A 17,900-nucleotide genomic window follows, 5' to 3' on the forward strand; every position below is an offset into this window, starting at 1 on the left:
ATGCACGGGGCTCAGCGCGGGGTGAAGCGCTCGTTCGGCAGGACCCGCTCGACAGGCTGCGGGGTGACGGAGGGCGGGAAGGCGCCGATCGCCAGCAGACCGACCAGGACCAGCCCGAGCAGCACCAGCACGATCAGCAGGAGCGGGCGACGGAACATGGGGGTCCTTCGGGCGGGCGCTCCGGGGGCGGCGCCGGGATCGGGCGGTCGAGGGGTGGTGGGACGCGGGGTGGTGGGACGCGGGGGGTGGGATGCGGGGTGGTTGGTCGGGGGCCGGAGGGGCGTGCTACCGTCCGGCGCCGTGTCACGCAACCTCGCCGAACCCCTTGCCCCGCCGGGGGCCGAACCGGCTCACGCCGCCCTGCCCGATGCGGCGGCGGCGTGGCGCGGGGACGCCGTGGTTGCCCCCTTCGGCCGGCTGGCGGGGCGAGCATCGTCCTTGTCGGCATGCCCGGGGCAGGGAAGTCGGCGATCGGGCGGCGTCTCGCGGCGCGGCTGGGGCTGCCCTTCCAGGATGCGGATACGGAGATCGAGAACGCGGCGGGGCTGACGGTCGCGGAGATTTTTGCGCGCTACGGGGAGGCGCATTTCCGCGACGGGGAACGGCGGGTCATCGGGCGGATCGTCGCGGGGCCGCCCGTGGTGCTGGCGACGGGCGGCGGGGCCTTCGTGGACCCACGGACGCGTGCGGCGTTGCGGGAGGCCGGGGCGCTGACGGTGTGGCTGCGGGCCTCCATCCCCGTGCTGAAGCGGCGGATCGTGGGGCGGAGCAACCGGCCGCTCTTCATCGGGCGCGATCCGGAGGAGGTGCTGCAGAGTCTGATGGCCGCGCGGACCCATTGCTACGCGGAGGCCGACATCGCCCTGGAATGCGGCGACGACCCGCCGGAGGTGACGACGGCGCGGCTGGAACGGGCGATCGCCGGCTGGGCGCGGCCGTCGCGGCTGACGGTGGCGCTGTCGGAGCGGTCCTACGAGGTGGTGGTGGGGACCGGGTTGCTGCCGCGGGCCGGGGGCTGGTGACGCCGCACCTTCCGGCACGGCGGGCGGTGGTGGTGTCCGACGCGTCCGTTGCACCGCTGCACGGGGCCGCGCTTCGGGAGGGGTTGCTGGAGTCAGGGTTCGACCTGCGGGGCGAGATCCGGGTTCCGCCGGGCGAGGGGTCGAAGTCCATGGCCCGCCTGGAGGCGGTGCTGGAGGAGATGCTCGCCCGCGGGGCGGACCGACGGACCACCGTGATCGCGCTGGGCGGCGGAGTCGTGGGGGATCTGGCGGGCTTCGCAGCGGCGGTGGCACTGCGCGGGCTGCCCTTCGTGCAGGTGCCGACGACGCTGCTGGCGCAGGTCGATTCCTCGGTCGGCGGGAAGACGGGGGTGAACCTGTCGGCGGGCAAGAACCTGGCCGGGGCCTTCCACCAGCCGCGGATCGTGCTGGCGGACACGGACACCCTGCTGACGCTGCCGCCGCGCGAGCTGCGCGCCGGGTGGGCGGAGGTCGCGAAGCACGGGCTGTTGCAGGGACCGATGTGGGAGTGGTGCGAGGCGAACGGGCGCGCCGCGATGGCGGGGGATGCGGAGGCGCTGCGGCATGCGGTGCTGGAATCCTGCCGCCTGAAGGCCGGCGTCGTCGCGGCGGATGAGCGGGAGGAAGCGCCGGAGGGCGGGCGTGCCTGCTGAACCTGGGGCACACCTTCGCCCACGCCCTCGAAGCCGAATGCGGCTACGACGGGACGCTGCTGCATGGGGAGGCGGTGGCGGTCGGGCTGGGCCTCGCGGCATCGCTGTCCGCGCGGCTTGGGCATTGTTCGCAGGAATGGCCGGGGCGGGTGATGGAGCATCTGACGACCGTCGGGCTGCCGGCGCGGCTGCGGGACCTGCCGCGGGGGTTCTCGGCGGGGGCGCTAATCGGGCGGATGCGGAAGGACAAGAAGGTGCGCGACGGAATGCTGCGCTTCGTCCTGCTGCGCGACGCCGGAGGGGCCTTCACGGCCGACGGTGTGGAGGCCGGGGTGGTCGAGGCGCTGCTGCGGGACGAGGGCGCGGCGGGCTGACGCGGGCGCGGCCAGACCGGCCGCCCCTCTCGGCGCCGATCGGCGACACGGTTCCCTGCCTGACGGCGCCGCGCCCCCGGCGGTTCCCTGCCCGGCGGTGCCATGGCGGCCGACGCGGTTGTCGGAGGTGTGCTTCGCGACCGTGCGTGTGCTTCCGGACGATATGCTCCTCGGCGCTGCGCCGTTCGGCGGCGCGCGTCTCGATGCTGCGCTTCTCGACGAGATGTGACGCTGGGTTCGGGAACCGTGATCACGACGGCCACCCGCGCGCCCTAAACCGCAACCCGGGCGAGTGGAGGGCCGACTCGGGACACGCGATGCGAATCCTTTTCGTGAACGATTTTCACTTGCCGCAGAAGCGCCGGGGGACGGAGGCCAGCACGCATGCCTTCTGCCTCGCGCTCGCGGAGCGGGGGCACAAGGTCGCGGTGGCCTGCCGGCTGCTGCCGGACGGCTTCGTCGGGCTGCGGCACCGCGTCGCGCTGCGGCTGTGCGGGCGGGGCTGGGCGACGGACCGGGCGGCGGGCTACCCGACGCACCGCGCCTGGTACCTGCCCGGAGCACTTCCGGAGATCGTCGCGGCAGTGCGGCCCGATGCGCTGGTCATGCAGTGCGGGGACTACGGCGTGGTCCGGGCGGCGGCGGCGCTGGACGTGCCGGTCCTCTACCTCTTCCGCTTCATCCCCGGATGGCCGGAGGTGCCGCGCCCCCGGCGTGTGGGCTACGCGGCCAATTCCCTGTTCTGCCGGCGGCGCATCGCGGAGGCCTATGGCGTGGAGGCCACCGCCGTCGTGCGGCCGCTGGTCTTCGGGCACCACTACCGGACGCAGGTGCGGCGGGAGGAGGTGACGAGTTTCGGCCTGACGGAGGACAAGGGCGCGGACGTCGTCCTCGGGCTGGCGGAGGCGCTGCCGGGGATGCGCTTCCAGGTCTATGCGAACGAGGCGGCGCGGTCGCCGTCGGACCGGGCGCTCGCGGCCCGCGCGGCGCGGCTGCCGAACCTGCGGGTGACGCGCGCCAAGCGGACCGGCGGGCGGCTCTATGCCCGGACCCGGCTGGTGCTGGCGCCGAGCCGCTGGGAAGAGACCTGGGGCCGGATGGCGACGGAGGCGCATGTCAACGCCATCCCCGTCCTCGCGAGCGATCGCGGCGGACTGCCGGAGGCCGTGGGGGGCGGCGGGATCTGCCTGCCGGCGGATTCGCCGGTTCCGGTGTGGCGGGATGCGCTGCGGGAGATGTGGGAGGGCGCGGCCTACGACCGCCATGTCGAGGCGGCGCGCCGGCAGGCCGGGGCGCCGCATATCGAGCCCGACGCGATCTGCCGTGAGTTCCTGCGGGCGGTGGAGGGCGTGGCGGGGGCGGCGTGAGCGGGTCGCCCGGGGAGGCGGCGCCTCCCGGGGCAACCCGCGCGGCACCAGCCCGACGGCAGTTCCGGCGGGGGCAGCGCCTGCCTATCTTCCGCGCCGCAACACGGACTGTCCCATGCCGCTCCCCCCGCCCACGCCGCGCGAGAGACTGCACACCCGGACCATCGTGATGGACGGCTACCGGCGGGAGGACGGGCTCTTCGACATCGAGGGGCACATCACCGACGTGAAGGCCTATGCCTTCGACAACCACGACCGCGGGCGGATCGAGCCGGGGACGCCGCTGCACGGGATGCGGGTGCGGCTGACGGTGGACGAGGACCTGCTGGTCCATGCGGCGGAGGCGGTGACGGAGTTCGCGCCCTACGACGTATGCCCCGCGGCGGCGCCGAACTTCGCCGCGCTGGCGGGCACGCGGATCGGGCCGGGATGGAACCGGACGATCAAGGAGCGGGTCGGCGGTTCGCTGGGCTGCACCCACATCCGGGAGATGCTGGCGCAGATGGCCACCGTGGCGTACCAGACGATCTACCCGGTGCGGCGCAAGAAGGAGCTGCAGGATCCCGAGGCGGCGCGGCGGTCGCGGGAGCGAATGATCGGGACCTGCCTGGCCTACGCGCCGGACAGCCCGGTGGTGACGGAGCGCTGGGCGCGGGAGCCGATCTCGTGAGTGTTACGGAAACGTCTCGGTCCAGCCGCGGAATCCAGTTTTTGAGATAGCCGGTGCCCTTCACTCGCGTGTAAGGTGTTACTGACGAGATAGTGAGGTGGCGGGGCCATGCGTCCCGCCGCCCGGGAGAGCCCATCGCGTGTTCATGCCGCGTCTTCGCCCCCGCGGGCCCGACCCGCTCGCCAAGGCCCTTTCGGTAGCGCGGGGCGCGTTCGTCGTCGCGGTCGTGTTCTCGGCGGTGGTGAACCTGCTTCAGCTGACGGTGTCGCTGTACATGATGCAGGTGTTCGACCGGGTGCTCGGAGCACGGAGCCTCGACACGCTGCTGTGGCTGACGGTGATCGCGGTGGGCGCGGTCGGGCTGCTGGCACTGCTGGATGCCTGCCGGTCCCAGGTGATGGGGCGGATCGGCACCTGGCTCGAGGCGCGGATGGTGCCCGAGGCCTTCCACCGGGCGCTGGACGCGACCCTCGTCGGGCGGCCCTACCGGATGGAGGCGTTGCGGGACCTCCAGATCTGCCGCGGCTGGCTCGGCGGGCCCGGGGCTCTCGCGATGTTCGACGTGCCGTGGGTGCCGATCTACCTCGGCGTCATTTTCCTGCTGCACCCGATCATGGGCTGGATCGCGCTTTGCGGGGCGCTGGCGCTCTTTGGGCTGACGCTGCTGGGCGAGGTGCTGACGGCCAAGCCGCTGAAGGAGGCGGCGACGGCCTCGATCGCGGCCCAGCGCAAGGCCGACGCGATCGCGCGCAACGCGGAAGTGGCGGACACGATGGGCATGTCGCCCGACCTGCTGCGCCGCTGGCGCGAGGACGTCGCGGAGAGCGCGCCGCTGCAGGAGCGGGCGGCGAATACGGCGTCCGTCCTGGCGGGCATCACGAAGTTCGTGCGCCTTGCCCTGCAGCTCGCGGTGCTCGGCGTCGGCGCCTGGCTCGTGCTGCGGAACGAACTGACGAGCGGCGCGTCGATCGCGGGGTCCATCATCATGGGCCGGGCGCTCGCGCCGGTGGAGATGCTCATCGGGTCCTGGAAGGGGCTGGTGCAGGCGCGCCAGGCGCGCTCGCGGCTGCGGGAGATGATGTCCCTCCCCCGCCTGCGTCCCGACGCGCTGCCGATGGCCGAGCCGACGGGGCGGTTTTCCGCGGAACGGCTGGTCTGGGGGCTCCCGGGCGAGCCGCCGATCGTCAAGGGCGTGTCCTTCGCTCTGGAGCCGGGGGAGGTGCTGTCCATCATCGGGCCCTCGGCGGCGGGGAAGTCCACGCTGCTGCGGCTCCTGGTGGGCGCGCTGCCGCCGGCGAACGGGGCCTCGCGGCTGGATGGTGCCGACCTGTTCCGCTCGGACCGGGCGACGCTCGGGCCGCATATCGGCTACTTGCCGCAGGACGTCGAACTGTTCGACGGCAGCGTGTTCCAGAACATCTCGCGCCTGCGCCCCGACGCCACGGTCGAGGAGGCGCACCAGGCCGCGAAGCTCGCGGGCTGCCACGAGGCGATCCTGCGGCTGCGGGACGGGTATGCCACGGTGATCGGCGAGGGCGGCGTGCGGCTCTCGGGCGGGCAGAAGCAGATGGTGGGGCTGGCCCGCGCCCTCTACGGCAAGCCCAAGCTCGTCGTGCTCGACGAGCCCGACGCGTCGCTCGACGGCGATGCGGAGGCGCGGCTCATTCAGGGCATCGGGCGGCTGAAGGCGCTCGGCACGACCGTCATCCTCGTCTCGCACCGGCCCGCGCTCGTCGCGGCCTCAGACAAGGTGCTGCTGATGCGCGACGGTGCGGCGGAGGCCTTCGGGCCGCGCGCCGAGGTTCTTGCCAAGCTCGGGCCGCGGCCGGTGCCGCGCCCCGCCGCCCCGGCTGCCGCGCCGGGCGTTTCCCCTGCCACGCCGGGCGTCCTCGCGGTCGCCGGCCCGAAGTCGGTAGCCGCTGAATGAGCATCACGCTTCCCGCGAGCGCGGTGCCCGCGCCGAAAGAGCCGGCGCGGAGCACCGCGATCCTCGACCTGCCGCGGCCCGCGACCCGCACGCCGGCGGTGCTCGGCATGCTCGCCCTGATCGCCTTCGCGGCGGGCTTCGCCGGATGGTCCACGATGGCACCGCTGTCCGAGGCGGCGATCGCGCCGGGCGTGCTGCGGAACGAGAACAACCGGCGGATCATCGCCCACCTCGAAGGCGGGATCATCCGCGAGATCCTCGTGCGCGACGGGGACCAGGTGCGGGCGGGGCAGCCGCTCGTGCGGCTGGACGACGTGGCCTCCGCGGCGAACCGCGACGCGCTGCGGTCCCAGCGCTGGTCGCTGATGACGCAGGACGCGCGGGCGCAGGCGGAGATCGCCGGCGCCTCCTCCGTCGCCTTCGCGCCGGAGCTGCTTTCGCTGACCGATCTGCGGGCGCGGGAGGCGCTGGAGGGCCAGCGGCTGCTCTTCGCCGCGCGCGACGCGAGCCTGCGCAGCGGGATGCAGGTGCAGGAGGCGCGGATGGTGCAGTTCAACGCCTCCATCACAGCGACCGATGCGCAGGTGGCGAGCCAGCGCCGGCAGCTTGACCTGCTGCGGCAGGAGGAGCGGGACGTGCGCAACCTGGTGGCCCAGGGGCTCGAGCGGATGCCGCGGCTGTTGGCGCTGCAGCGCCAGGTCGCGTCCGCCGAGGGCAACATCGCCGACCTGACGGCGCAGGCCGAGCGGGCGCGGGCGCAGATCGCCGAGGCGCAGTCGGCGCTGAAGGGGCTGCGGGACCAGCGGCTGCAGGAGGTGACCGCCGAGGCGCGGGAGGTGCGGACGAAACTGGCGGAGACGGAGGAGCGGCTGCGCGCGGCCGACGACGTCTCGGCGCGGCGCGAGATCACGGCCCCCGAGGACGGGACGGTGCTGAACTCCCGCTTCTTCAACCCGGGAGCTGTGGTGCGGCCGGGCGAGCCGGTGATCGACCTCATCCCCGCGCGGGAGCGGCTGGTCGCCGAAGTCCGCGTGATGCCGACCGACATCGACACGGTGATGATCGGCCAGCACGCGGAGATGCGGCTGCCGTCCTTCAAGGCGCGCGTGATCCCCTACATCCACGGCGAGGTCGCCGTCGTCGCATCCGACGTCACGACGGAGGAGCGGACGGGGCAGCAATACTACCGGGTGCAGATCCGGGTGGACGAGAGCCAGATCGCGCATCTGCCGGAGGTGCAACTGCGCGTCGGCATGCCCGTCGAGGCGCAGATCAAGACGGGCGAGCGGTCCTTCCTGCGCTACATGATCCAGCCGCTGCTGGATTCGTTCCACCGGGCGTTCAAGGAACAGTAGCGGGGCGGGCGGGCCCCTACCCTTCCCCGGGGGCGCGCAGTTCCAGTTGCAGGGCGTGCATGCCCGCGTCGAATTCGGCGGCCAGCGCGGCGTGTACGGCGCGGGACCGCGCGACGCGGTTCATGCCGCCGAAGGCCGGGGTGACGACGCGGACGGCGTAGTGCGTCTCGCCTTCGGGGCGGGCGCCGGCATGGCCGGCGTGGCGGTGGCTGTCGTCGCGGATCGCGACCTCGGCGCCCGGGAAGGCGGCGAGGAGGGCGGTGCGGACGCGGTCTGCTCGATTCTCCATGTAGTCAAGGTTTTATCGCTTTCCGTGCAGGGGTGAAGTGCGGAAAACCTGCCTTGCCCCGAGGGGAAAGCGCGCCCATAACCGGGCTGTCATGGCCCGCCGAGGCAGTTCGCTGCACCGCCCTACCGTCACCGCCGGCTCCGCCCCGCGCCTCTGCGACGCGCCGGGCTGCGAGGCGGTGGGTGAGTTCCGCGCCCCGCGCGACCGGTCTCGCATTCGCGACTACTATCATTTCTGTCTCGAGCACGTCCGCGCCTACAACGAAGCCTGGGACTTCTACCGGGGCATGTCTCCGGAAGAGATCGAGAAGAACCTGAAGGAAGACACGGGCTGGCAGCGGCCGACCTGGCCGCTCGGGCGCCTGGGCCAGAAGGCGCGGGTCGGGCCGGAGGTGCTGCGCGATCCGCTCGGCCTGTTCTCGGACGTGAAGCCGACGCCGAAGAAGACGGCGCGCGATGCGCCGCCGGAACTGCGCGCCGCGCTCGACGTGATGGGGCTCGGCTGGCCGATCGACGAGGACGGGCTGCGTGCGCGGTACAAGGAACTCGCGAAGCGCTATCACCCCGACGTGACCGGTGGCGACAAATCCGCCGAGGATCGTCTGAAGGACATTAACCGGGCGTACAGCCTCATCCGGAAGCGGCTTGCTACGTTGCCGCAGCCGCAACCGAGCCAGGCCGCCTGACGCACGCCGCCGCGGCGAACATTCCGCAAGCGGCGCACGAGACGAACGGAACCGCCGCATGAACGACGTCGCCACCCTCGCCCGCCCCGTCACGCCGGAGGCGCTGCCGCAGACGCCCGATACGTCGGTGAAGGTGCGCGAGGTCTTCGGGATCGACACCGACATGGTCGTCCCTGCCTTCTCCCAGCGTGCGGACCACGTGCCGGAGGTCGACCAGGCCTATCGGTTCGACAAGGACACGACGCTCGCAATCCTCGCGGGCTTCGCGTTCAATCGGCGCGTTATGGTCCAGGGCTACCACGGCACCGGCAAGTCCACGCATATCGAGCAGGTGGCGGCACGGCTGAACTGGCCGTGCATCCGCATCAACCTCGACAGCCACATCTCCCGCATTGACCTCGTCGGCAAGGACGCGATCGTGCTGAAGGAGGGCAAGCAGGTCACCGAGTTCCGCGAGGGGATCCTGCCCTGGGCGCTGCAGCACCCCTGCGCGCTCGTCTTCGACGAGTACGACGCGGGCCGCCCGGACGTGATGTTCGTCATCCAGCGCGTGCTGGAGGTCGAGGGCAAGCTGACCCTGCTGGACCAGAACCGGGTGATCCGGCCCAACCCGTCCTTCCGGTTGTTCGCGACGGCGAACACGGTGGGCCTCGGCGACACCACCGGCCTGTATCACGGCACCCAGCAGATCAATCAGGGCCAGATGGACCGCTGGAACATCGTGGCGACCCTGAACTACCTGCCGCACGCGCAGGAGACGGCGATCGTGATGGCGAAGCTCGGCATCGCCGAGGGCGACAAGGCCATGCGCAAGCAGGTCGAGGCGATGGTGGCGCTGGCGGACCTGACGCGCGCGGGCTTCATCGCGGGCGACATCTCGACGGTCATGTCGCCGCGCACGGTCATCACCTGGGCGGAGAACGCGAAGATCTTCGGCGACGTGGGCTTTTCCTTCCGCCTGACCTTCCTGAACAAGTGCGACGAGGCCGAGCGTTCGACCGTCGCCGAATACTACCAGCGCTGCTTCAACGAGGAGATCCCGACGGGGCTCTACGTGAAGAAGTAGTGGTGCGATGACGGAGCCGCGCTTCCTCCTGCATCACGCGCCCCGGTCCCGGTCCGGGCGCATCCTTTGGCTGCTCGAGGAAGCGTCGGCGCCCTACGATCTTGTATGGCACTCGCTGGCGCAGGGCACGCACAAGCGGGACGACTACCTGCTGAAGAACCCGCACGGGAAGGTCCCGACGCTGGAGGACCGGGGGCCGGAGGGCGCCTGGGGCGACGTGATCATCACGGAGAGCGCGGCGATCTGCGCCTACCTGGCCGACCTGCTGCCCGAGGCGAGGCTGGCGCCGGCCGTCGGGACCCGCGCGCGGGCGTCCTACGCAACCTGGATGGCCTACGCCAACGGAGTGCTGGAACCGGCAATGGCCGACCAGGCCTTCCCCCGGGCGAAGACGGCCCCGGCCTCGGCATTGGGGTGGCCAGCCTTCTCCGAAGCGGTGGCACGCGTCGAGGGAGCACTGGCGCGTGGGCCGTGGCTCCTGGGCAGCCATTTCTCGGCCGCGGATGTGATGGTCGGCGCCCTGCTGGCATGGGTCGTGGGCTGGGGAATGCTTCAGCCCGGCCCGAATGTCTCGCGCTACCTCGCGGAGATGGAGGCGCGGCCGGCGCGCCAACGGGCGCTCGCCCGCGAGGACGTACCGGCCTAGTCCGGATCCGCGCCGGGCGGACTCGCCCGGCATGTTGAATATGCCCTCCGATGATGGGCCGGACCCGTCGATAAGTGGGTCTGGCCCGCGCCTCCGCGACCCGGCGCGACGGCGGCCCCAAGTCTGGATTCACGCGTTCGGGCGTTCCGCAGTCCCGCGATCTGCCCTAGGGATATCGGCATGAGCGGTTCCAAGGACACGACGCGGCAGGAAGACTTCAAGCGCGCCACCGCCGGCGCGCTTCGGGCCATCGCGCGATCCACCGACGTGCAGGTGGCCTATCAGCCGGGGCCGTCGGGCCTGTCCGGCAAGCGCGCGCGGCTGCCGCTGCCGACGCGGGCCCTGCCGCCGGCCGAGATGGCGCGGCTGCGCGGTGCTGCCGATTCCGTGGCGCTCCGCCTGCGGCACCACGACGAGAGGACGCACGAGGCCCGCATCCCCACCCGGCGTGAGGCGCGGGAGGTCTTCGACGCGCTGGAACAGGCGCGGGTCGAGGCGGTCGGCGGCAAGGTCATGTCGGGAGTCGCGGCCAACCTGCGGGCGCGGCTGTCCGAGCAGGCGGAGGCCGAGGGCTACGACCGCATGACGCGGAAGGACCAGTTGCCGCTGCCGGCGGCGCTGTCCCTCCTCGCGCGCGAGCGGCTGACCGGGGATCCGGCGCCGGCGGCAGCGAAGCGCGTGCTGGACCTGTGGCGGGACACGCTCGGCGAGAAGGCTGATACGGCGCTCGACGAGATGGCCTCGGCGGCGGACGACCAGGACGCCTATGCGCGGGCCGCGCGGAAGCTGCTGACGGCGCTCGACCTGGCGGAGGCCGAGGTCGAGGCGCAGAGCGAGGAGTCGCAGGACCAGGAGGACGAGGGCACCGAGACCTCCGGCGCGCAGGACCAGTCCGGCGAGGGCGAGAGCCGCCCGCAGGACCAGGAGTCACTCATGGGCGCGCAGCCCGAGCAGACCCAGGGCGACGCCGGCGAGGAGGATTCCGAGGGCGAGGAGGAGGACGGCGCCGCGGCCGAGGGCGAGGACCGTCCGGGCGGCCCGCAGCAGCGCAAGGAGGTGCCGCAGACCGACGATGCCTCGCTGTACCGGGCCTACATCCGGCAGTTCGATGAGGAGACGGACGCGGCGGACCTCTGCGACGCCGACGAGCTGTCGCGGCTGCGGCAGCAGCTGGACCAGCAGCTGTCGCATCTGCAGGGCGTCGTCTCGAAGCTCGCGAACCGCCTGCAGCGGCGGCTCATGGCGCAGCAGCAGCGGGCCTGGGAGTTCGACCTGGAGGAGGGGATGCTCGATGCGTCACGGCTCGCGCGCATCGTCGTCAACCCGATGCTCGCGCTTTCCTACAAGCGGGAACGCGAGGCGGATTTCCGCGACACCGTCGTCACGCTGCTGATCGACAATTCCGGTTCCATGCGCGGGCGGCCCATCACGGTGGCCGCGATGTGCTGCGACATCCTCGCGCGCACGCTGGAACGCTGCGGCGTGAAGGTGGAAATCCTCGGGTTCACCACGCGCGCCTGGAAGGGCGGACAGTCGCGGGAACGCTGGGTGCAGGACGGCAAGCCGCGCAACCCCGGGCGCCTGAACGACCTCCGGCACGTCATCTACAAGTCGGCCGACGCGCCGTGGCGGCGGGCGCGGAAGAACCTCGGGCTGATGCTGCGCGAGGGGCTGCTGAAGGAGAACATCGACGGGGAGGCCCTGGACTGGGCCTACCGCCGGCTCCTCGCGCGCGCGGAGCACCGGCGCATCCTGATGGTCATCTCCGACGGCGCGCCGGTGGACGATTCCACGCTGTCCGTGAACCCCGGCAACTACCTCGAACGGCACCTGCGCAAGGTGATCCACGACATCGAGGGGCGAGAACTCGTCGAACTCATCGCCATCGGCATCGGGCACGACGTCACGCGATACTACCGCCGCGCCGTGACGATCGTGGATGCCGAGGAACTCGGCGGCACGATGATGAAGAAGCTCGCCGAACTCTTCGACGAGGACGCGGCCCTGGCGTGGCAGCGCGCGGCCGCGGAGCGGGCGCCGGTGCTGGTGTGAGCATACGGGTGGTGGCCCCAGGAGAGGGCTTGGCCCTCCCCTGGACCCCTCCCACCAGGGGACTTGTCCCCTGGACCCACTTCTATTGAACGCCCTCGATCGGAGGGGGGGTCGCACGCGCGCTTGCGCGGTATGCGACCCACCCTCCGATCGAGGGCATCCCCTCAATAAATCGAGGTCCAGGAGGATAGGCTCCTGGCGGATGGGGGTCCGGGGGAAGGCGGAGCCTTTCCCCGGAGTCGCCGCCCGTACACCCTCCCCGCACTGACGTGCCGCGTCGCGTCGGGCGTCGGGCCGCGATAGCGGCGCTGGTCGGGGCCTGTGCGGACACGCGGGGCGTGCGTCCCGCGGCACGCGTGTTGCGGGAAGGAGAGGACGGGTCGGGGAACCTCCTTCGCTGGCTCGGGACGATCGTGATGGAGGCGGAGGGGACCGCGGGACTCTCCGGGCTTCATGTGGCGGAGGACCTGACGCTGCATGCGGTGACGGATATCGGACGGTGGTTCCGGGCGCGGCTGGTGCTCGGGGCGGACGGGGCGCCCTTGGGGCTGGAGGACGTGGCGGGCGGGGCGCTGCGGGATCCGCTGGGGCGGCGCCTTGGGCGCGGGGTAGAGGGGGATGCGGAGTGCCTGGCAGCGCTGCCGGACGGCGGATGGCTCGTCGGGTTCGAGCGGGCGCACCGCATCTGGCGTTACCCGCGGCTGGACGGACCGGCAGAGGTGGTGGAGTCGCCGCCCGGGCTGGACGACGCGCCGTACAATGGGGGCCTCGAAGCGCTGGCGGTGCTGTCGGACGGGCGCTGGCTGGCGGTGGCCGAGCGGTTGGTGCCGCAGCGCGGGGTCCGGGCCACCGCGCGGCCTGGATCGGCGGGCCGGGCCGATGGCGCCCGCTGACCTATCGCGCGGCGCCGGGCTTCGACCCGAGCGACGCCTGCCCGCTGCCCGGGGGCGGGGCGCTGGTGCTGGAACGACGCTTCACCTGGGTCGAGGGCTTCTCCGCGCGCGTCGCGCACCTGCCCGGCCCGATCGGGGACGGGGTGATCGAAGGCGCGACGGTCGCCTTGCTGGGCCCGCCGCTGCCGACGGACAACTGGGAGGGCATCAGCGCCTTCCGCCACCGCGGGCGGCTGCTGGTCGCGGTGCTGTCCGACGACAACGAGATCCCGTTGCAGCGGAGCCTGCTGTCCGTCTTCGTCTGGCCGGGCGCGTAGATCGCAAGGTGCCGGCCGGAGCGCCGGGCCGGAGCACTATGCGGGGACGGGATCGGCCTCCAGCACGCGCCAGGCGGGGAAGGTCAGCCAGGTGCGGGCGCCGATGCCCGGGGCGGCTTCCGTGACCAGGTCGCCGCCATGGGCGCGCATGAGGTCCCGCGCCGTGGCGAGGCCGAGGCCGACCCCGCGCGTGCCGCCCGGTGCGGTGAGGTCGCCGGGGGACAGGCCTGCCCCCTCGTCCTCGACGACGAGGGCAACCGTGTCCTCGGTGCGGTCGAGGCGAAGGGCGATCCAGTCGGAGGGACGGGTTTCCCGGACCGCACGCGCCAGGGCCTGGAACAGGATGCGCTTGAGGGCGCGGCGGTCGGCATGAAGAATGGCGGCTTCGGCTTCGGGCGCGATGCGCCAGTGGCGGCCGGTGCCGATCAGGCCGACCTCCTCCAGCGTTTCCCGGAGCAGGGGCCCGAGGGCGATCCGCACGGGGTCCAGGCGGCGTGGCCCGGTGGAGAGGGAGAGGACGTCGCTGACCTCATCGGCCAGGGCGAGGAAGCGCCGGGCGGCCGCGTCCACCGCGGCAGCGTGGGGTGGCGCGAGTTCGGGTGCCTGGCTCAGGAGTGTGAGGGCCGGCGCTTCCAGTTCCCGCGCGAGCAGGCCGAGGCAGCGGCCGCGAGTGGCGGCGAGGGCTTCGCAGTGGTCGAGCGCCGTTTCGGTCCGGCGAAGGCGACGCAGAAGGTTTGCGCCGGCGAGAACCGCCGCGACGAGGGCGAGCGCGCAGGCGGCGAGGAGGGCGTCGTCCAGGGCCATCGGCGCAGCATGCCGGGCAGGGCTTACCGAAAGCTGAACGGGCCGGCCTGAAACGCCCACGGCGCGGGGGATGCCCGCGCCGTCGGTCGGCCCGTCAGGGATGGGCGGTTCAGGCCGCCGCGGAGGCCGTCTTCTTGGCCTGGGCGCGCAGGATGCGGCGCTTCAGGACCTTCGCCTCGTCCGGCAGGCTGCGGTCGGGCGTGCCGAGCAGGAAGGCGTCGAGGCCACCATTGTGCTCCACCGTGCGGATGCCACGGGTGGAGAGGCGCATCTGCACCGGCGTGCCCAGCACGTCCGAGAAGAACGAGGCCTGCTGCAGGTTCGGGAGAAAGCGGCGGCGGGTCTTGTTGTTGGCGTGGCTGACGTTGTTGCCGGTCAGGACGGCCTTGCCGGTGATGGCGCAGCGGCGGGACATGATGGATGACCTTGGGCAGTGGCCGCGCGGAGACGCGGCGGGCGGCGCGGGATGAGGCGGGGCGTATGGCCGGGCGGGGTCGGCGAGTCAAGGCGAGGCGAAAGGGAGGCGGGGCGGGGGACGCCTCAGGCGTTGCCGTCGCGCATGGACCGGAGCTCCCCGCCCTCGACCGAGGCGAGGGCGGAGCGGAGGACGTTGGCGATCGCGCGGTCCTCCATCGTCTTCGCCATGAGGCCGAGCGCGCCACCGAGGAGGGCGGAGGCGATGGAGATCGGGGCGATGCCCTGCTCGATCATGTACTCGATCGCCTTGTCGGTGACGGAGCCGGCATGGCTCAGGTCCTGCGGCGCGTCGTCGCCGAGGTTCTTCGGCTGGTCTGCGCCTAGCTGGTCGGACGCCATCCCGTCACTCCTCGTTGCCCCGCGCAGATGGGCGGGGTTGCGGGCGACGGGAAGGGTCCGGCCTCAGGTCCCGACGGGGCCTGGGCGGTGCTGCACCGCGGGGAAGCGGGCGACGGCCCGCGCAGTCACGACGGAAGCCGCGAGGCAGGCGAGGATCAGGGCGGCCAGGATCAGCATGGGAGGTGTCTCCGTGTTGTTCCTCCCTGATGACCTCCACGTAATGCTGCGGTGCAGCATAGCCAGTCACGTCGGCGTGAGCGGCGGTCCCGCGTCACGTCGCCCGGCGGGCGGGAAACGGCGAAAGATGCGCCGGTGCCATCGCAGCCCAGCATCGGACCGGACGCCGCGGCACGGGAGCGCTCGATCGTCCTCGCCCTCGGTTCGGACTGCGTGATGCTGGTGGCCATCGTGGCCGCGGCGCTCCGGGCCAATTCGCTGACGATGCTCGCGGAGACGCTGCGCGGCGCGCTGCTGATGGCGCTGGAGTTCCTGCTGCTGATCCTGATGCGGCGGATCCACCGCGGGCGCGTCCACCGCTTCGACTACGGCATCGCGAAGCTGGAGCAGTTCGGCAACCGGGTGACCGGCACGGCGATGGGGCTGGCAGGCGTCTGGGTCGCGGTCGGCGCCTTCGACACCTGGGGCAACCCGTCGGAGCACCCGGGGCCGGGGCTGGTCTTCGCGGCCGCGGTCGGGGCCGCGAACCTCGTGCAGAACGGGCTTGCCTTCCTGGGGCTGTGGCGGGCGGGGCGGGACCTCGCTCATCATGGGGGGCAGATCCGGTCGCGGCTGACGAAGACCGTGTCCTCGGCGCTCGTGCCCGTCTTGCTCGTCGTGCAAGCGGTAGTCGGGGATTCCCCTGTGGTGGTGGCTGCGGCGGTGATCGGCGCAGCCTTCGTGTCGGTGGTGACGATCGAGCTGGCGGTAACGATGTGGCGGCGATCGTTGCCCTCCCTGCTGGATCGCACGCTGGACGAGGAGAGCCAGGCGGCGATCAACCGCGTGCTGGCGCAGCGCTTCCACGCCTATGAGAGCCTGGTCTCCGTGAGGTCGCGGACGATCGGGGATACGCCGGTGGTCGAGGTCGCGCCGGGTTTTGCGCCGGAGCGGACGATGGGGTCGGTGCAGGGGGTGGTGGAGGAGGTGCGGGCCGACGTGACGGCGCTCATCCCCGGCGCGGAGGTGCGGGTCACGCCGGTTGGGGCGTGAGGCGGCGCTGCGCGGGTGATGCGCGGCGCAGGGACGGCCGAGCATGACGCGGCGGGTGGTCAGAAGGGGTAGGTGAGGCCGAGGAGCGGCAGGCTGGCGTCGAAGGTCGGCAGGCCGTCCCGCGGCTGGATCGCGCCGCCGACGGCGATGAGCCAGGGGTAGGGCGTGACCTGGCCACGCCAGCCCGCGTCGGGTGGCGGCGCGGTGTCCTGCGCGCGCGCCGTGCCGGCGGCGAGGTGGACCGCGATGGCAAGGGCGATGCGGCGCATCACAGCGTGTTCTTGTGAAGACGGCCGTCCTTTATGATGACGCGGAGCGTCTCGGACGGGTTCATGAAGAAGTCGAGGCGCCGCGTCGGATCGCCGTCGGCAACGAGGATGTCGGCAAGCGCGCTTGGTGCGATGACACCGAGCGGGCCGCCATGGGGGTCGCGCGGGCCAGACATCCGCAGCAGCTCCCCGTTGCGGGCAGTGGCGATGGAGAGGATCTCCAGCGGGTCGAAGAAGCGTGTCATCTTCGCGAGCTGCCGGCCCTGGAACGGCAGGAGTTGCGGCGAGAAGAGGATGTCCGTGCCCCAGGCCATCTTCAGGTTGAAGCGCTTGACCATCTCGAAGGCGTTGACGGTCCCGCGCGCGACCTCCCGGCCCTTCGCGGCGGCCTCGGGCGTCGCGCGCTCGTTCGCATCCTCGTCGGCGAGGAAGGGCTGGAGGCTCCACCAGGTCCCCTCCCCCACCATCATGCGGGCGGATTCCGCGTCGGCGAGTTGCCCGTGCTTGATGCAGTGCACGCCGGCGCGGATGGCGCGCTGGATACCCACGGGCGTGTAGACGTGGATCATGACGTAGGTGCCCCAATCCGACGCGGCTGCCACCGCGGCGCGGAGCTCGGCTTCGGTGAATTGCACGACGTCAATCGGGTCGTAGTCAGATGCGATGCCCCCGCCCCCGGCCAACCTGATCTGCGTCGCGCCGAGGAGGAGCTGCTCCCGCACGCTGCGGAGTACCTCGGCCTCTCCGTCGGCGATGGCGCCGACGCCCTGCATTTCGGTGTAGGCGGGGCGCTGGCGCGGCACCTCGTGGCGGAGGCGGAAGTCGCCGTGGCCGGAGGTCTGGGAGATCATCGCGCCGGAGGGGTGGATGCGCGGCCCGGGGAAGAGGCCGCCGTCGATCGCCCGCTTCCGGACGAAAGCAGGCCCCGCCGCGTCGCGTGTGGTGGTGAAGCCGCGCATCAGCGTTCGCTCCGCCTCCCGCGCGGCGACGAGGTGGACGAAGGCGACGTCGGCGGTCAGCAGCACGACCTGCGGCAGGGCGCACATCAAGGCGTGCCAGTGCGCGTCGATCAGCCCGGGCATGAGGAGGCGGCCGCCGCAGTCCATCACCTGCGCCTCGGCGACGGGTTCGCCCCGGCGCGGCAGGCCCTCGATGCGGTTGCCGCGGACGAGGACTGCGACGCCTTCGCGCAGGCGGCGTTCGGTGCCGTCGAACAGGCGGATGTTCGTCAGCAGGATCGGGCGTTGCGGGGCGTCTGACGGAGCCTGCGCGCCGGCGGCGGCCGGGGCGATGGCTGCGAGGCCGGCGAGGAAGCCGCGGCGCGACATCTCGGCGGTGAGGCGCGCGGTGGCTGCGCGCGCGGCGGGGCCGCAGCAGGCGCAGTCGGCGGCGTCCCCCGGCATCACGCCCCCGGCATCGTGCCCCCGGCCTCGCGGTCGTGCAGGACAGCGTCGCCGGCCGCCCGCGATGCTGGTTGCCGAAGCGC

Annotated in this window: 21 protein-coding genes; 14 read left to right on the forward strand and 7 right to left on the reverse strand. The window is 72.4% G+C overall.

Translation table 11 applies throughout. The features are described from left to right. Nucleotides 1-11: 11 nt before the first annotated feature. Nucleotides 12-158 (reverse strand): hypothetical protein, encoded by a 147-nt coding sequence (locus ACE7GA_RS04615; protein WP_376096297.1) that lies wholly within the window; start codon nt 156-158, stop codon nt 12-14. A 288-nt stretch (nt 159-446) separates the two neighbouring features. Between ACE7GA_RS04615 and ACE7GA_RS04620 the strand changes: the two genes are divergently transcribed. From ACE7GA_RS04620 to ACE7GA_RS04650, 7 genes are all read left to right on the forward strand, one after another. Then, nucleotides 447-1,022, forward strand: coding sequence for a shikimate kinase (locus tag ACE7GA_RS04620; RefSeq protein ID WP_376096300.1), 576 nt, complete (start codon nt 447-449; stop codon nt 1,020-1,022). Between the two features lie 32 nt (nt 1,023-1,054). Then, the gene (locus tag ACE7GA_RS04625) at nt 1,055-1,675 is read left to right on the forward strand and encodes a 3-dehydroquinate synthase family protein (RefSeq protein ID WP_376096303.1); all 621 of its coding nucleotides are present in this window, start codon (nt 1,055-1,057) and stop codon (nt 1,673-1,675) included. A 2-nt stretch (nt 1,676-1,677) separates the two neighbouring features. Further along, nucleotides 1,678-2,049 carry a hypothetical protein gene (locus ACE7GA_RS04630; protein ID WP_376100097.1) on the forward strand — a complete coding sequence of 124 codons (372 nt, stop codon included), beginning with the start codon at nt 1,678-1,680 and terminating at the stop codon, nt 2,047-2,049. Between the two features lie 332 nt (nt 2,050-2,381). Then, the gene (locus ACE7GA_RS04635; protein WP_376096305.1) at nt 2,382-3,416 is read left to right on the forward strand and encodes a glycosyltransferase; all 1,035 of its coding nucleotides are present in this window, start codon (nt 2,382-2,384) and stop codon (nt 3,414-3,416) included. A 115-nt stretch (nt 3,417-3,531) separates the two neighbouring features. Further along, nucleotides 3,532-4,086, forward strand: coding sequence for a DUF2889 domain-containing protein (locus tag ACE7GA_RS04640; protein WP_376096308.1), 555 nt, complete (start codon nt 3,532-3,534; stop codon nt 4,084-4,086). 145 nt (nt 4,087-4,231) lie between these two features. Then, complete coding sequence (locus tag ACE7GA_RS04645) at nt 4,232-6,013, forward strand: type I secretion system permease/ATPase (protein ID WP_376096311.1); 1,782 nt, start codon at nt 4,232-4,234, stop codon at nt 6,011-6,013. After that, a complete protein-coding gene (locus ACE7GA_RS04650) occupies nt 6,010-7,368 on the forward strand; it encodes an HlyD family type I secretion periplasmic adaptor subunit (RefSeq protein ID WP_376096314.1) in 1,359 nt (452 codons plus the stop codon). Before ACE7GA_RS04645 ends, ACE7GA_RS04650 begins: the two co-directional genes overlap by 4 nt. A 16-nt stretch (nt 7,369-7,384) precedes the next feature. Here ACE7GA_RS04650 and ACE7GA_RS04655 read toward each other — a convergent pair whose 3' ends face one another. Continuing rightward, nucleotides 7,385-7,657: a BolA family protein gene (locus ACE7GA_RS04655; RefSeq protein ID WP_376096317.1), complete on the reverse strand. Its 273-nt coding sequence runs from the start codon at nt 7,655-7,657 to the stop codon at nt 7,385-7,387. A 91-nt stretch (nt 7,658-7,748) separates the two neighbouring features. Here ACE7GA_RS04655 and ACE7GA_RS04660 point away from each other — a divergent pair, with 91 nt between their 5' ends. From ACE7GA_RS04660 to ACE7GA_RS04685, 6 genes are all read left to right on the forward strand, one after another. Then, complete coding sequence (locus tag ACE7GA_RS04660) at nt 7,749-8,342, forward strand: J domain-containing protein (RefSeq protein WP_376096320.1); 594 nt, start codon at nt 7,749-7,751, stop codon at nt 8,340-8,342. 58 nt (nt 8,343-8,400) lie between these two features. Further along, entirely contained in the window at nt 8,401-9,408 is a 1,008-nt protein-coding gene (cobS, locus tag ACE7GA_RS04665; RefSeq protein WP_376096323.1) for a cobaltochelatase subunit CobS, read from the forward strand. 7 nt (nt 9,409-9,415) lie between these two features. Next, nucleotides 9,416-10,054 (forward strand): glutathione S-transferase family protein, encoded by a 639-nt coding sequence (locus ACE7GA_RS04670; RefSeq protein WP_376096326.1) that lies wholly within the window; start codon nt 9,416-9,418, stop codon nt 10,052-10,054. Nucleotides 10,055-10,234: 180 nt separating this feature from the next. Beyond that, nucleotides 10,235-12,106 carry a cobaltochelatase subunit CobT gene (cobT, locus tag ACE7GA_RS04675; RefSeq protein ID WP_376096329.1) on the forward strand — a complete coding sequence of 624 codons (1,872 nt, stop codon included), beginning with the start codon at nt 10,235-10,237 and terminating at the stop codon, nt 12,104-12,106. A 269-nt stretch (nt 12,107-12,375) separates the two neighbouring features. Next, nucleotides 12,376-12,999: an esterase-like activity of phytase family protein gene (locus tag ACE7GA_RS04680; protein ID WP_376096332.1), complete on the forward strand. Its 624-nt coding sequence runs from the start codon at nt 12,376-12,378 to the stop codon at nt 12,997-12,999. 44 nt (nt 13,000-13,043) lie between these two features. Then, nucleotides 13,044-13,316: a hypothetical protein gene (locus ACE7GA_RS04685; RefSeq protein WP_376100099.1), complete on the forward strand. Its 273-nt coding sequence runs from the start codon at nt 13,044-13,046 to the stop codon at nt 13,314-13,316. Nucleotides 13,317-13,352: 36 nt separating this feature from the next. Here the strand turns inward: ACE7GA_RS04685 and ACE7GA_RS04690 are convergent, their stop codons facing one another. The 3 genes from ACE7GA_RS04690 to ACE7GA_RS04700 all read right to left on the reverse strand — a co-directional run bounded on the left by ACE7GA_RS04690 (nt 13,353) and on the right by ACE7GA_RS04700 (nt 14,936). Further along, on the reverse strand, nt 13,353-14,120 hold the full coding sequence (locus ACE7GA_RS04690) for a sensor histidine kinase (protein WP_376096335.1): 768 nt from the start codon (nt 14,118-14,120) through the stop codon (nt 13,353-13,355). A 109-nt stretch (nt 14,121-14,229) separates the two neighbouring features. Then, the gene (gene rpmB, locus ACE7GA_RS04695) at nt 14,230-14,535 is read right to left on the reverse strand and encodes a 50S ribosomal protein L28 (protein ID WP_376096338.1); all 306 of its coding nucleotides are present in this window, start codon (nt 14,533-14,535) and stop codon (nt 14,230-14,232) included. Between the two features lie 125 nt (nt 14,536-14,660). Beyond that, nucleotides 14,661-14,936, reverse strand: coding sequence for a hypothetical protein (locus ACE7GA_RS04700; RefSeq protein ID WP_376096341.1), 276 nt, complete (start codon nt 14,934-14,936; stop codon nt 14,661-14,663). A 312-nt stretch (nt 14,937-15,248) separates the two neighbouring features. Between ACE7GA_RS04700 and ACE7GA_RS04705 the strand changes: the two genes are divergently transcribed. Then, a complete protein-coding gene (locus tag ACE7GA_RS04705; RefSeq protein WP_376096344.1) occupies nt 15,249-16,145 on the forward strand; it encodes a cation transporter in 897 nt (298 codons plus the stop codon). Between the two features lie 59 nt (nt 16,146-16,204). Here ACE7GA_RS04705 and ACE7GA_RS04710 read toward each other — a convergent pair whose 3' ends face one another. Together ACE7GA_RS04710 and ACE7GA_RS04715 are read right to left on the reverse strand one after the other, a co-directional pair. Then, entirely contained in the window at nt 16,205-16,414 is a 210-nt protein-coding gene (locus ACE7GA_RS04710; protein ID WP_376096347.1) for a hypothetical protein, read from the reverse strand. Next, on the reverse strand, nt 16,414-17,817 hold the full coding sequence (locus ACE7GA_RS04715) for an amidohydrolase family protein (RefSeq protein WP_376096350.1): 1,404 nt from the start codon (nt 17,815-17,817) through the stop codon (nt 16,414-16,416). The genes ACE7GA_RS04710 and ACE7GA_RS04715 overlap by 1 nt, the downstream gene beginning before the upstream one ends. Nucleotides 17,818-17,900: the final 83 nt, after the last annotated feature.

The sequence above is a fragment of the Roseomonas sp. CCTCC AB2023176 genome (genome assembly GCF_042259275.1).
GTDB lineage: Bacteria > Pseudomonadota > Alphaproteobacteria > Acetobacterales > Acetobacteraceae > Roseomonas.